General features: G+C 54.8%; 12 protein-coding genes and 1 pseudogene. 3 read left to right on the top strand and 10 right to left on the bottom strand.

Annotation, left to right across the window (positions count from 1 at the left end):
- The first annotated feature begins 103 nt into the window (after positions 1-103).
- Together WS45_RS35320 and WS45_RS27760 are read left to right on the top strand one after the other, a co-directional pair.
- Positions 104-1,006, top strand: coding sequence for a hypothetical protein (locus WS45_RS35320; RefSeq protein WP_156437296.1), 903 nt, complete (start codon positions 104-106; stop codon positions 1,004-1,006).
- Positions 1,007-1,154: 148 nt separating this feature from the next.
- Entirely contained in the window at positions 1,155-1,490 is a 336-nt protein-coding gene (locus tag WS45_RS27760; protein ID WP_179949198.1) for a hypothetical protein, read from the top strand.
- Positions 1,491-1,609: 119 nt separating this feature from the next.
- Here WS45_RS27760 and WS45_RS35780 read toward each other — a convergent pair whose 3' ends face one another.
- The 10 genes and pseudogenes from WS45_RS35780 to WS45_RS27715 all read right to left on the bottom strand — a co-directional run bounded on the left by WS45_RS35780 (position 1,610) and on the right by WS45_RS27715 (position 11,288).
- Entirely contained in the window at positions 1,610-2,113 is a 504-nt protein-coding gene (locus WS45_RS35780; RefSeq protein ID WP_082722038.1) for an activator protein, read from the bottom strand.
- Positions 2,114-2,227: 114 nt separating this feature from the next.
- Positions 2,228-3,052, bottom strand: coding sequence for an OmpW/AlkL family protein (locus tag WS45_RS27750; RefSeq protein ID WP_059530932.1), 825 nt, complete (start codon positions 3,050-3,052; stop codon positions 2,228-2,230).
- Positions 3,053-3,083: 31 nt separating this feature from the next.
- Complete coding sequence (locus tag WS45_RS27745; protein ID WP_059530929.1) at positions 3,084-4,334, bottom strand: DUF2957 domain-containing protein; 1,251 nt, start codon at positions 4,332-4,334, stop codon at positions 3,084-3,086.
- A 58-nt stretch (positions 4,335-4,392) separates the two neighbouring features.
- Positions 4,393-5,991, bottom strand: coding sequence for a DUF2957 domain-containing protein (locus tag WS45_RS27740; protein ID WP_059530926.1), 1,599 nt, complete (start codon positions 5,989-5,991; stop codon positions 4,393-4,395).
- 208 nt (positions 5,992-6,199) lie between these two features.
- Complete coding sequence (locus WS45_RS27735) at positions 6,200-6,817, bottom strand: C39 family peptidase (protein ID WP_063888599.1); 618 nt, start codon at positions 6,815-6,817, stop codon at positions 6,200-6,202.
- Between the two features lie 5 nt (positions 6,818-6,822).
- A complete protein-coding gene (locus WS45_RS27730; protein ID WP_156437295.1) occupies positions 6,823-7,665 on the bottom strand; it encodes a hypothetical protein in 843 nt (280 codons plus the stop codon).
- A complete protein-coding gene (locus WS45_RS27725) occupies positions 7,583-8,383 on the bottom strand; it encodes an aspartate/glutamate racemase family protein (RefSeq protein ID WP_059530920.1) in 801 nt (266 codons plus the stop codon). The genes WS45_RS27730 and WS45_RS27725 overlap by 83 nt, the downstream gene beginning before the upstream one ends.
- 13 nt (positions 8,384-8,396) lie before the next feature.
- Positions 8,397-9,470, bottom strand: coding sequence for a D-alanine--D-alanine ligase family protein (locus tag WS45_RS27720; protein ID WP_059531025.1), 1,074 nt, complete (start codon positions 9,468-9,470; stop codon positions 8,397-8,399).
- Positions 9,471-9,847: 377 nt separating this feature from the next.
- Positions 9,848-10,255 (bottom strand): annotated as a pseudogene (locus WS45_RS36275) (IS5/IS1182 family transposase); the annotation flags it as partial.
- 82 nt (positions 10,256-10,337) lie between these two features.
- Positions 10,338-11,288 (bottom strand): N-acetylmuramoyl-L-alanine amidase-like domain-containing protein, encoded by a 951-nt coding sequence (locus tag WS45_RS27715; RefSeq protein WP_156437294.1) that lies wholly within the window; start codon positions 11,286-11,288, stop codon positions 10,338-10,340.
- A 1,084-nt stretch (positions 11,289-12,372) separates the two neighbouring features.
- Between WS45_RS27715 and WS45_RS27710 the strand changes: the two genes are divergently transcribed.
- On the top strand, positions 12,373-13,578 hold the full coding sequence (locus WS45_RS27710; RefSeq protein ID WP_179950398.1) for a LysM peptidoglycan-binding domain-containing protein: 1,206 nt from the start codon (positions 12,373-12,375) through the stop codon (positions 13,576-13,578).
- Positions 13,579-13,591 lie beyond the last annotated feature (13 nt).

Below are 13,591 nucleotides of genomic sequence, written 5' to 3'. Positions count from 1 at the left end.
ATCAGGAATGCATTTTTGTGGTTTTCATTTTCGCGTAAAAGTAGCGCGTGCAGGCACGGCATCAAGGAATGCAGTGCCCTTTCGTCAGTCGGCGGAAATTCTGATGCGTGCCGAAAATGCTGCACGCAATTCCGATTCTGGCTTTCACGAAGTTGCGCCTTCTGCGTCAGATCTAACACTCGCTCGAACGCCGTTGTCGAGTTCCGGAACATCGTATTTGGAACTCGCCGAATTGTTGGCGGGCTTGAGTGGGCAGTGGGAACGCACGGCGCGGGCATGCAGAATTTCAGATAGGCTGTGCGTCGTGCTGTTGCTGGCGATGTGCCGGGAAGGCGGTCGTGCGCGTGAATTCATCTGCGACGATACCAACTACGGTGACCCGGATGAGTTTGACCTCTTGAGTGATCCACCGATGGCGGACGAGGTTTTGATCAGGCTGGCGAAGACGCTGGGGATGCTGAAATCGTTCACCTTCATATGCGATTACGGTGCAATTGGTAGCATCGGATCAAGATCGAGAATGCGCTCGCGTCCCATCCGGAACTGTGTTGGCTCGTATGCCTGGACGGACAGGGCGCCAGCAAGCCAGAGGAGGTTGGTGGTGCATTTTTGTTATGTCGATTTTCTTGTCACAATCAACGATCCATTGAACGAGGAACATGATCGCTGCCTCGAGTGGTGTGGAAACGGTTTAAATTCTTTAGCCTCCGATCTGAAGCTCGTCAGTCAGTGGATCTTAGAGGTTAAATATGAACGTCGAGGCTGTCTGAGCCGACATACCGCAAGGCCGCTAGCGAGAATGAAAGAGGCGCAGCTGATGGAGCGCCCGACTTTCGTTAATCGAGAGAGTAAGTATCATGCATACGTTTTCGGTTCGACTACCGTGCGCATGGGATGCATCGACCCGCCGATGAATGACGTTGCTTCATTTAGTAGTGCGAATCAATGCGAGACTAGTGTCGCCTGTCAACGTGGAGGATTCGTGAGGTGCCGGTTTGTCGGCTGATTGGGGCATGGCTCTCGCGGTGGCAGGGCTTGTTGCGCGATCTGTCTTTGCGGGTGTCAGTTGCATATATGTCATCGTGGTTTGCGGAACGTTTCCCGATATTTACGAGTCTATTCGTGATGTGATTCTGCAAAAATGGAGAAAGAACATGAACCAACAGAACTGGGATATTTGCGATTTCGTGAAGCAAAGAGCGGGAAAAAATGGCATGACGGTAGCGGATATCGCATCGGCACTGGAGATGTCCGAGCGCGCGATACGTGGCAGGATAAGCGCGCTGATCGATGAGGGTTACATGTCGCGCGTGGATGATTCTAGTCCGGCAGCATATCGATGGGCAGGAGGGCGCCTCCCCGTTCTAACGAAATCGCCTAGAATGCAGCATCGAGCGATGACATCCAAGGTCACGCAGGCGCAGACGTTTGCCGTACTTCATACGGTGTGCGTGATGAATCAAATGATCCGGTCGAGCTTGCAGACGTGATGACACGGACGTGTCCTAACATGGGCTCATGTCGGCCCGTCCTTGCACGGTCCCAAGGACGGTACCGGGGCGTGCTTGAACACGCCCGGCACCGTAACGCGTAGAGCGAGTGTGGATCGTTATTGCACGTGGAACTTGGGTGATGTCGATATCGTGCCGCTCACCTTGCAATCTGGTGTCAGCACCGCGTTGTTGAATGTCAGTGACGAGTTCGGATTGCTCCACTCCGTCACAACCTTGCTCGGCCCACAGGGCCCAAGCAGTTCCACATTTACATTGGCGTTATTGATTGACAATTGCCTCGCACTGTCAGCTTGTCCCGTCCATGGAGATGTACTTGATGCGGTGCCCGAGATCAACTTACAAGTTCCGTCGCCGGTGAACTGCGTCGACGTGATCGTTACGATGCCAGTTGCCGTGATCGTGCCATTGAACGTTGCCGTGCAGTTTGCGCTGATCGTCGACTTGCTGAGGGTTGATATCCCAGATGCAGAAAAAGGTTCACCATTGGGATTCATCGGCTGACCGTCTGCACGAGTGACAACCACGGCGGATGCAGGTGTGGCAAGTGCGGGCGACAGTGCGAGCACAGTGACAAGTGAAACGAGCTTGCGAGTCTTCATAGTACTAGCCTCTTTTGATGAATGGCGGCGAATTGCCGTAAGGGCAGCGTGCAAAACGAATAAGTTTGCTGGCTGCGAGGAACTCAACAGAGCAGGCGTCGGGCACCCGGAGGGTCAGAATTTGTAGGAAACGCCAATAAACGTGATCAGCGGATCCGCCCTGAGCTTGGTTCGCGTGGTCGCGAGCGTCGAGCCGTCCGCCGCCTTGATGATCGTCGATGCATAGGTCTTGAGCGGCATGTACGATAGTGTTGCAGTCAGCGCCCAGTGGTTATTGATCGCATAGCTCGCACCGATGTTGTAAACCGGTGTGAATGATGGTTTCGCCTTCGCCTCGACTGACGTTGGTCCCGATTTGCCAGCGCCTGCGGCCAATACGCTGCCGAGATTCTCGGCTACGTCGTGCGCGAAGTTGCTGTTCAGTTCGATGTTCGTGAACCAGCTGTAGGCAACGCCAATCCCGACGAATGGTCTGAAACGCGCATTTGGCGCGTTGAAGTAATACTGCAGAATTACCGCCGGACTCCACTGCCGCACGTTCTTTACTGCTGGTTGATTCGACAGTTTGTCGAGGTCGACATTACCGAGCGAGCCGCTCGGCCCGAATGGCCGAATGACACCATGCCCGGTCAGCGCGAATTCCGGCGGCAGACCGAGCACCGACGTTACCGCGATGTGATCGGTCAAGAAACGCGTGAGCGTGAGACCCACCGTGTCCGCATTGTTGACGGCCAGGCCGGTACCGGGCGACGTGAATGAACCCGGCAGCCGTAGCGGACCGTTGATCGGTGCGTTCACGACATCGGTCGTGAATGGCCCGCCGGATCCCTGCGGCATCACGTGCAGCCAGCCAAGTGTCGCGACGTTGTCGCCCGCCTGCTGAGCGGATGCAAGCATCGGAATCGTAGCGGAGATACCGGCGGCAAACAGTTTCTTCATGAAATATTCTCGCAGGTTGCGTTTGCAGGCGTTACTGCACGAATGCACCGATCGTGAAATATGGATTGCCAGCGATGCTCGTGTCGAGGAAGCCGAATACACCCCCCGTGAACACGAACTTGCCGGTCGACGGACCCGGTGCATCCGCGTGCCTAGACGTGACCAGGCCCGGTACCTGTTGCGTGAAGTCGAGATCAAGCGCCAGAGCGAGCCCGGCCTGCGAAGCATGGAATGGATCAAGCAGCGTTGCCTGTGCGCCAACGAGAGCGGTTGCGCGATAGTCGAACTGACTGTCGACGCCTGTGTACTCGCCGTCTTGAGAGCCTGGTGCGATCGCATTGCGCGGACTCAGAATCGAGATGCCCGATTCATCGTCCGAGAATGGTGCCCCTTGAGTGAGGTCTGCGTTGGCGGAGCCGGTGCGGATGAAGACCGGCACGAGCTGATTGTGCAGCTTGCCGACGATCAGGATGGCGCGCCCGGCCTTGATTGGGGCCACCGATACGAGCGTCGCAGGAATCTGCGGCTGGTAGTTCAGCGACTGAAATACGGGCGCGTCGACGCGCAGTACGAACTTTTGGTTGACCGTCGCCGACGATGCGAGCGGTACGCCTCCGTTCTTAATTCCGAGGTTATCGGTCTCGACATAGCTGCCATCAGCGTGAATCGTCATAGACTGATCGACGGGTACCGAGGCGAAGCGCTGTGACGGCACTTGGTGGTAGCCGAGCTGGTTGTATGAACCTGCGATTTTTGATGGGTCGGTTTCTAGTTGTGAGAAACTGATGAACGGATAGTACGGGAATGTTGTCTTCGGGATTTGGCCGACACCAATGACACCGTCGAATTGGATCGTCGCGCCTGGAATCGTACCGCCCAGCACGCCCTTCCCGAGAAACAAACGCGCTGGTCGTGCGGGATCGAGGCTGGCAGCATTGAGTCGGAACGTGCATTGATTCAGCTTTTGCGTAGGCAGTGCGGTCTCATCAGTCAACGTGCCGCTCAACACATTATTGGGTGTGGTGTCGCGAGTCGGTGACACGGTACCCGTCGTCGCTGGCACCGGTGACGCGAGGTAGGTGATCCGATAGGTCAACTTCGTGGTGTCGAGCTGGACCTTGACGAGTTCGCCCGAGCCCGAGCCGCCGAAGAATGCGGTACCGTAATCGATTTGCTGCGCGCAAAGCGGGACGCTCGGCGTCGGAGGTGGATCGTCCGCACCACCACAAGACGCAAGCATCGGCGCGAATAGGCTTGCGGCAATCCATTGTCTTTTGATCATGGAGATCCTTTTGACTGGGAGGTGGGGGACATGTCGTGTCACACATCATGTCGGATCGTTACTGAACGAATGCTCCGACGGTGAAGAACGGGTTGACGTGGTTGTCATTGACGACCATGGCATAGACGCTGCCGATTTCGACCGCCCAACCGGTATCACCCTGATGGATGATCGATACATTGCCGTTGGCGTTCTTGGCATTGAAGTCACGCATTGCCGTCACCTTGATCTTGCCCGGTGTCAACTGCGAGTAGTCAAGCGAGAACATGCCTGTTTCGGTTGACGTTTGCGGATCGATGAACGCAGCTGTCGTACCCTGAAACAGCGTCGACGTATAGTTCGTCTCCAATGTCGAGACGGCCGAGCCGTCCGTGCAATTGCCGGCAGCGGGCAGGAAGAATGTGCCGTTGTAGTTGCCCGGCAAATTCGGATGTGGTTTCGTGCCGTCAAACGCTGTACCGCTTTGCGCTGGGGCGCCGCTCACTCCGTCGTATGCGACTACGCCGCATGCCGAGGCGCTCGTCGCACCGATAAAGCCGCCTTTGAGCGCGCCGGGTGCGACGGTCTGTGCCGGCGTCAGCAGCGAGAGACCCACTTCAGCATCTGCCACGGAACCGAGCGGGTCATTCGGTTGGACATGCGAGTAGCCGACACGAATGACAATGGGTATCCGCATGCCTTTCAATTTTCCGACAATCATGATCCCGTGCGCCTGGCTCGGGCTATTCACGACGAGCGGTTGACCCTGGCCGGCTAGAGCGTATGGTTGGCCTGGCTGGGCCTCACTGACAAACACGTTATCAGCCGAGCCGTCGATACGTCGACGCAGGGTCCATGCGGTACCGGTCGTTCGGCACGAGTAGTCGCTGCCAGGCGTGGGCGTGCACGTTCCGTCTGGGGTGAACGTTTCGATCCAGTTCACAACATCGGGCTGCCAGCCTTGCGGCTGTGCGGTTTGGTAGCTGGTGCCGGTCGGCGACAGATGCAAGCCGACTTCGTTGTAAGTTCCTGCAATCTTTGCAAAATCCGTTTCGGTTTCCGAGAACCCAATGAAAGGGAAGAAGTCAAATGTCCGCATGGGCACGGCACCGATCATGACATCAGGTTGGATTTCGATACCGTTGAACTGGATCGACGCACCGGGTATGCCACCTCCCACCACACCTTGGCCGACGAACAGCATGGGAGGATCACGATGATCGATGTGAGCAGCGTAGAGCCCATCTTGCGTTGCGCCGCTGTCAAGCACAAAGGCGCATCGGTTCTGTTCGGCAGTCGGCAGATTGGTCGGATGATGGAACGCGCCTTCGATGGTGAGGCCGGCCCGTGTTGCATTGATCTGGCCGGGCGATGTCGGCACCGATGACGCGACAAACTGCATCCGATAGGTGTTTTTTGTAGTATCGAATCGCACCTTCACATACTCACCACTTCCCGAACCACCTGTGTACTCCGTTGTGTAGTCAAGGGCTTCGGGACATAGGCTCGTCTGAACCGGCGGTGTCGTGTCGTCTCCGCTTGGCGGGCAATTCCCGCCGCTGCATTGAGGTACGCTGATTGGGCCGGGATCGTCTGATCCGCCGCATCCCGAAAAGAATGGGATCGCAGCCACGACACTTGCCACGATAAGATTGAAAAATGTAGTTATACGAATCATGGTTTAGACTCCATGAATTGTCAGACGCTACCTGGTCGTCCCCTGTGACTACGCGGAATGCCAAGTCGTCGATCGCGTTGGGTACATTCTTGCGAAGGATTGGGCACCATAGGTACCGCCTGACCGATGCGACAGATCAGGTCAGAATTCGCTACGCGGCGCGATCAAGTCTGCCATTGGCGGGGGGATCGCCCCGTGGTGGCATTTGCTATGGGGCGATCAAAATGCCTCGATTGGCAAAGAATTGCTCAAATATAAGTCGAGGCAAGCGGACGTTTTCCTGCGTTTCGACAGATAGTCCGGACGGATTGTGAAATACCCATTCGTCGGATTGACGATCGACATCGAATGCTAGAACCAGATGGCCACCCCGCGCCGATGGTGTGATGGTCGGCGCATGTCGAATCGACGGATGGACCGAGGCGATTAGCACGTGGCCGGTCCGTAGCAACGGCTCGACTGCTATCGCGCGGGTGCGTTCGACTACTTCGGCATTTAGCGCGTAGCGTGTGTTCACCCAGTTGACGAAGGGGGCGTATAGTAGCCGCATGCCGCTGTCCCCAAGTTCGGGGCGATAGACGCCGAATTTGACTGCTTCTCGGACGAGGTATAGCAGGGGCACGGTGATATTGAGGCGGTAAGCCAGGAGCATTTTGAGGCATGCCATGCCGCAGATGTTCGGACTCCACCGGGCATACTCGGCGGCGCTTGCTGCGCCGGATTGATACCATAGCGGGTCGTCTTCGGGCAAGATATCACGCGTAAGAAACTTGCCGACGAGGGATCTGGATTCCCACTGCGAAAAATATGGGACGATTTTTATCATTTTGTTCACCGTACGAAAAGCATGGCCACGCCAGCCATCGCCATCAGACCAAATACAAGTTGTTCTCGCATTTTTCCCTCACCGTAGGTTCGTGCTGATATGACCATCAGGACGGGAACGCGAAGGGCGATGGCCAAATAGCCGTAGGCGACCGGCAACCATGCCTGAAGCGCATAGTTGAAAAACAGTTCCGGTAATGCCCAAACCCCACCAATGAACAGTGCTGTGCGGACCGATTGATCTGCCAGACGATACCGTGCGGGCCATGTGACGGCGATGGTTCCGACTCCGGTGAAAAGCAAGTACGACGGCCAGCCTATTTTCGGGATGCCGATCTTGTCGCATACGCCAAAGGCGACGATGAGCAGGATCAGCTGGGCGAAGCGCCGCTTGTCGGTCAGCGTCATGGTGGACAAGTGACCATAGTGGCAAAACGCAAGCCCGGAAACAAACAGTATGCCGATTGCGCCAATTGCGCCGGGCGACAACGAGGTGTCGAAGCAACGTGCTTCGATTACGGCGATGAGACCGACCGCGATAGGAAAGGCATAGATGGTGACGGACAGACTTCGGCCAATCAATCGCTGGTGAGTGAGCATCAGGCATGCCAGCAATATCCCCTTTAGCAAACCGACAAGTACGCCGACACGATCGAACGAGAACACCGGCACGTGGTGAAATGCAACATACCCCCCGCCCCACGCGGCAATACTGACAAGGGTGCCAGCGCCGGCCAGGAAGGCTGTTGTGTCGGGGGAAACATAGTCAACCGCCCGTTTGAGCAATAGGGTCCGGACAGTGACGAGCGCGAGGATCGCCAGGAAACACAGAGTTTGACGCCAGTCCAAAGTCGGGTTCCTTGTGCGGGATGTATTGGGATGAGATACCTACCGCCGCGTCGAGGTGCGCGTCGATCGAGTCAATGATGGCGATGCCGCCATGAGAGGGAAGATGCGGAAAAACGAGCGGAATCTCGGTGCAGCCCAAAATCACGGCATCCATGCCAGATTGCGCGAATTGCTTGATGACATTCTCAAAAATCTCTCGCGAGATCGGCGAAAATATTCCACGGCACAGTTCCTGATAAATAATGTTATGAATCGCGTTGCGGTCAACGCATTTGGGGGTGACGACTTCGATGCCGGCATCCTCGAGTCGCTTTCGATAAAAGGTGTCCTCCATGACATACCTTGTTCCTAGCAGACCCACCCGCGTGTAGCCACATCGCCGGATGTGTGCCAAGGTCGAATCGATGATGTTGACGACCTCGAGATTGAAATGCGTCTGCAGACGGTCGCAAGTACGGCTAGTTGTATTCGAGCAGATGAGCAGTTTGCTTGCGCCGGCTTGTTCGATGATGTGGGCGGCGTCTGCGAGGATCGCATACTCGCCATCTTCATCACCGGTCTTCTGACAGGTCAGGATAGCCTTGAAGTTGAGGCTGACCATTACCAGGTCGGCCGATGTGTGTGACCCGTCGCCCTGCTGGACGCGCAAATTCAGCCGGCGATAATACTCCATGGTCGATACCCAGCTCACCCCTCCGATCAATCCGAGTCGATTCATGTACGTACCTCCTTTACTCGATGTAATAATTGGCGTAGCTCTTTTTCCCTGGTTCGCTGAAGTAATTTTCGCGAAATTGTAAAATCACATCGTCCAGCGAGATATTGGCGGCCTCGAGCATTTTTGGGAAAATACTGTTCCGCATCAATCCTGGGATCGGATTCGCCTCAAGAAAAACGATATCGCCGTGAGGTGTGACGATAAAGTCAAAGCGGCACATATTTTTGAATCCGACGCTTTCAAAAATGTCGCGGGATAGTTGTTTCATTGTTCGTGTGATCTCTACGTCATCCGTAATGACTGTCTTCTTGGCTTTTCCGAGTCGATGCTTTTGCTCATGACCAAAGAAGTTGCCAGCGGTCTTGATTTTCACCACGGGTAATGCCGTCACGACCCCGTTGAACTGGATGCATCCTACCGAATATTCGTCTCCTGCAATATAATCTTGAGCCAATGCATGGCGATCGAATTCGAAGATTGTGTCGAGGTTATCCTGTATCTCGCTGATGCTGTAATTATCCACCTGATAGCGATTCGTGAATAACGATGCTCCCAGCGAATTAGGCTTCAACACGATGTTACACCCGTGAAATGTTTCCTCGATCTGGTTGCTGGCAGGGGTTTGATCTTCTTCGGACAGGATCAGGGTTCGTGGCATCTTTGCCAAAGGGTGAACTTTGGCCACATACTGGCTCATATGAGCTTTGCTCATGGAAAGGCTGGCTGGCAAGACCGGGCCGAAGCTGCCGGGGATGGACATCATGGAGGCCGCGCCTTGAATATGTCCATCCTCGCCATAGTTGCCATGCAGGAGATTTAAAACGTATGTCTTCCTGGCGGCCATTTGTTCCAAAGCTCTCCAGTAGGGTACTGCGCCTGTCTTCCACGCATAGTCCTCGACCGTTTCTTCGGCGCGATAGGGTGCAATGACTACCTTGTTGTCTCGGTTGACGTAGTAAATGCAATCTATATCGAGTGAAGGACTGGACTGAATGACATCCCGGACATGTCGAAATGATTCGAGTGACGCTTTGTGTTCGGGGGATTTGCCACCAAAGATAATTGAAATTTTGTTATTGATTGGCATAAGTCTTCCTTTGTGTTGGAGGTGCATCTTGGTTATGCAGTAATGTTTGTTAGACAAGCGGCTGGAGTACGGAAAGGCTAGTGGCATGAGATCGAGGTGTCAATAAACTATTTCGGGTGATGGTCGCGATCGTTGAGATGTTCGAGTTGATGAGTGAGCGAATGAATATGCTGAATGGTGGTGAAATAGCCTTCGGAATCGGAATATGGTGTCGAAAAATATCCAACTGCGTGATGTTTCTTGATTGATTTCTATGAGCGAAGGTGTATTTGGTGCCGATTTGTAAAATTTTTCAATTGAAGGGGAGCATCGGCGGGTTAATCGGTGGTTTTGCATAAATCGCTCCTGAGGGCAGGGTGAACCTCACGTTTTCGATCTCAGGCGATATGGACGGATTGCTCTCGAGGGTGTGCCGCCATGCGATTGAGCACACCTGCACGAATCGATACTTCGGTCGTCGCTTGAGAGCCGCTCACGCGAGCCCATACGAAGGCGCTCGTGAAGATCTTGAGCCGTCACATTGAGGTCTCGGCTAGCGAGCGCTGGTGGTAGCCTCTCGCTTGCCTCCATGTACGGCTGATGCTTTTTGAGATAGCGTTGATTGCGGCATTGCGTCAAGCTGCGCCAGGCGTTTGTCTAGCCACGACGTCGGGACCTTCACACTGTGGAATCGACCGGACAGCGCCGCTCGCTGTAATCTGCGCATGGCACGGCCTGGTGTCGCAGGTGCCATCGCCACCGATGGCTTCGATTGCCATGCTAGGGGGAATGTGGTCGAGAAGATCGGCAAAATGATCCATGCGTATGTAGGTCAGCATGGGATTCTTTTTCCAGGAGTGCAATGTCACCTAACACCCACATGACGCCTCAGGTTTGTGAATATCCTCGCCTTAAAGCGAAATCGTGGTGGGGGCGAAGTACCACGATGCCGGTTTTTTTCTCTACGTACTCGATAAAAGGTGAATCGGAGACCCGATGCTCAATCGAGGACGTGTGGCGTAGCATTGGCCCGTGATCAGTCACGACGAAAATTCCGACGTGGGAAACGTCCAGCCCGGCCTGTGGTGCATAAATTCCGATGTAATCCCCGGTTTGCAGTCGCTCGACGACGTCAAGGTCGATGAACCTGGCAGGGATGTATGTGACAGGGCGTTCCACCACGGGTAATCCCGGGATGTATGTTTCGTCGATGTCTTTCTGGTTGAGTTTTTTTTCGGTCGTTTGTGAATGTTTACTCACATTACCGGCGACGTCGTCCGCAATCGGGTGTGTCACGTGAGCCCAATCGGTGAAGAAGTGCTTGCGGCGCAGAAAATTGACTTCGTTTCTAACGTAGCGGGTTTCGATAAGTCTCAAGATGAAGCTCTCCTTTGTGATGGATCTCCGGAGTGCCTCTACATACTCGAGAAAAGTAAAACAGTCCATGCTCAAGAAATTGACTACCAGTTCTTCTGGCAATGTAGCCGAACCAATTAGCGTGCCGGGGCCATACGGCGTGCCGAGAAAAGTGCCCGAAATCCGGCCGATGCTCTGTCCGGTATCCTCTTGCGCGCGATCGGCAGGATCTACAAGCAGTGCGTCAAGCATCCTGGACGTATGCTCGTCTATCTTGGGCGAGGGCACGGCATTTGGTCTCGAAACGATCTGAGTCACGACGTCGGGCCGAGCGTTCTCTTTTGTACCAAACTGGGCGGGCGCGTTAGTGATATTTGTCATGTTTGCTCGCAATAGCGACACGATATCCGTGCCTGCTGGTTTGGCCTCGCGTTGGATCAGGAGCGATTGGGGGATCGTTGCGCTCGCACATGCGGGGTTCATTCGCAATCCTTAAATAGGTTGATTGACTGATTTTTGATACTCGGTATGTCGTTTTTTGATTATCTAGAAAGATCATGGTCCACTCCGGACGGGCAGGTGAAGGCATGAAATCGCGAGAATATTTTACATTGAGACATGTTCGTCTCGGTGAGGCTTTAATATTTCTGCTTTTTTGGAGACATTGATTTGTGTGCATCGACGGCGCGCACAGTATTTGATTGGTTGCACTTCTGCGGTGCTCATTTGTTGCATTCTACGCTCGTGTATCTCGGTCCCGCGGTATTCGAAAAGGAATGGCGCGCTGAGCGGCGAGCCGCAAGGGATGCCTGGCGAGGACAAGGTTACTTCGATCCCGCCGGCGAGGAGGCGACTTTCATACCATCCCTCAGGGCTTCCGCCGCACGCTGGTGGATAATTTCCATGCCCATGCCACAAAATCGGCTGCTGCCGTAATACCTTTGTCGGACCACGCAACCCCTTTGAAGCCAATTTGTAGAAGTTTTACATTTGCTTAAGCGCATGCCGGCTTGTGGGTTTGAGCGTTGGTGCAAATGGGTTGATTGGCGTTTCCAAACTGGTGGGCTCTCGGGGCAACTCACATAAAGCACTGAAATACCGCTCGCCTCGGGAGTTCCGGTGGGCCGCCGCATCATTAATTTAACAGTGCCAAAGTGTCCCGCCTTGCAGGGAAAACCCCAGGTCAGGCTTTGGAGGTACTCGTGAAATGAGGGCGAAACATGATAGATGTGCTTAAAAATATGCGCTGTAGTTGTAGGGGTGATCGCGATAGGGTAAGACGGTTTTTTGAAGTAGCCTGGATATTCGCATGTAGTATACCTTTCCTCATTCTGAGGTGATGGAAATGATACCCGTTAATCGTTTCACTAGAAAATGCTCACTCATCTCTTCGCGGACTTCGAATGAAGCCGTGCAAGGTCATTCGAGTGCCGGAGCAGTCGAAATCCCGTTGAGGCTCAAGAGGGTTGTGAATGCACCTATTCGAGCTTTGTCATTCCCGGATTTCGGATCTGCCGGGGCCAGCGAGTTAGCAATTGCCATTCCGAGGCGTAGGATGGCAATGCCAATGACCCAGACTGGCACATCGTCGTGCGGAACGCGTGATGAAAGGGTGTCTGCCAATCCTCGATGGAACGAAGCGGCGCGACGCGTCAAAGAGGGTGCATCATGCGAGGTTGTGGCGGAAGATTGTGGCATTCGCCAGGAGGCTGATCGGGTGGATTTGGAACTGCTTTCTGTAGAAGGGCCTGCGGGGGAGCGAGTCAGGCAAGGTGATTCATGCGATGAGATCAGGCGTAGATTTGGTGTTGGATCGCGTTTGGCAGGGCTCAAGCTGGAAATTATCGCTGCGGAAAGTGCCGACGTAGCGCGTCGCGTGGCGGCAGGTGACGCGACACACGACATTGCAGGCGAACTCGGACTGCGTGACCCGGAAGTGTTGGAATATGTGGAAATTCTTGTCGCCTGCAATGGCCCGGCGTCAACGGCGGTGAGAGACGGAACGCCGTGCGGCGACGTAGCGCAGCAGTACCAAATCAAGAGCCAGGACGCGCGGCTGGCATTGGAATGGGAGGCGATTCCGGGCCATGCAGGAAGGCGCGTGGAAGAAAATGAATCGTGCGAATTGGTTGCTCGCCAGCATCAAGTGACAATGACTGAGGCCGTGGCCGAACTCGAGCGTCGATCAGTTGCGCTAGGTTCAGCAGGGAAGCAAGCCCGTCGCGGCCAGAATTGCGAGACAATTGCGCAGAAATTTGGGCTGCGTCAGCAGTCGTCCCGTCTCTTGCTTGAACGCATGTCGATCGGTGGCCTCGCAGGCATGCGCGTGAGGCACGGAGACCGTTGCGATAAGGTGGCGAGTCAATATGGCATTCGCGAGAGTGAAAGTCTCTTTGTTTTGGAGAACATCGCTGTCATGGGCAGGGCAGGGGAGCGGGTCAAGGCGGGGGAGTCTTGCTACAAGATTGCGGACGAGCATGGCATCGGAGGTGAACAGCCGAGGTTGATGCTGCAACGAACGGCGATCAATGGTCCGGTTCGTGAAGGCATAGAGGCCGGTGTGCTGTCAGTGTCGCGCGCCATTGACAAACACGGCATTCATCATCCGGAGGCACGTCGGCTTCTGGAAGAGATGGAGGCGGCGCTATATCAGAGGAGCCGAAGGAGATTTCCATTGGCTGCAGAGGGCGGAGCGCGTACGGAGCGCACGGTGGATTCAACCGGTCGATGCAACAGCTTGATGGAATCGTTCAGCCGGTGTATCGAAGTTTAGTGTCTTGCGTGGA

Source organism: Burkholderia sp. RF2-non_BP3 (assembly GCF_001522185.1).
In the GTDB taxonomy this organism is placed as follows: Bacteria; Pseudomonadota; Gammaproteobacteria; order Burkholderiales; family Burkholderiaceae; genus Burkholderia; species Burkholderia diffusa.
Note: the sequence above shows the minus strand (reverse complement) of the source record. Positions and strands in the feature narration are given on the sequence as shown.

Excerpts from the sequence above, each read along its gene's own strand:
- WS45_RS35780 (WP_082722038.1), bottom strand. The coding sequence starts at position 2,113 with ATGAAGACTCGCAAGCTCGTTTCACTTGTCACTGTGCTCGCACTGTCG.
- WS45_RS27760 (WP_179949198.1), top strand. The coding sequence starts at position 1,155 with ATGAACCAACAGAACTGGGATATTTGCGATTTCGTGAAGCAAAGAGCG.
- WS45_RS27735 (WP_063888599.1), bottom strand. The coding sequence starts at position 6,817 with ATGATAAAAATCGTCCCATATTTTTCGCAGTGGGAATCCAGATCCCTC.
- WS45_RS35320 (WP_156437296.1), top strand. The coding sequence starts at position 104 with ATGCGTGCCGAAAATGCTGCACGCAATTCCGATTCTGGCTTTCACGAA.
- WS45_RS27710 (WP_179950398.1), top strand. The coding sequence starts at position 12,373 with ATGACCCAGACTGGCACATCGTCGTGCGGAACGCGTGATGAAAGGGTG.
- WS45_RS27740 (WP_059530926.1), bottom strand. The coding sequence starts at position 5,991 with ATGATTCGTATAACTACATTTTTCAATCTTATCGTGGCAAGTGTCGTG.
- WS45_RS27750 (WP_059530932.1), bottom strand. The coding sequence starts at position 3,052 with ATGAAGAAACTGTTTGCCGCCGGTATCTCCGCTACGATTCCGATGCTT.
- WS45_RS27720 (WP_059531025.1), bottom strand. The coding sequence starts at position 9,470 with ATGCCAATCAATAACAAAATTTCAATTATCTTTGGTGGCAAATCCCCC.
- WS45_RS27715 (WP_156437294.1), bottom strand. The coding sequence starts at position 11,288 with ATGAACCCCGCATGTGCGAGCGCAACGATCCCCCAATCGCTCCTGATC.
- WS45_RS27725 (WP_059530920.1), bottom strand. The coding sequence starts at position 8,383 with ATGAATCGACTCGGATTGATCGGAGGGGTGAGCTGGGTATCGACCATG.
- WS45_RS27745 (WP_059530929.1), bottom strand. The coding sequence starts at position 4,334 with ATGATCAAAAGACAATGGATTGCCGCAAGCCTATTCGCGCCGATGCTT.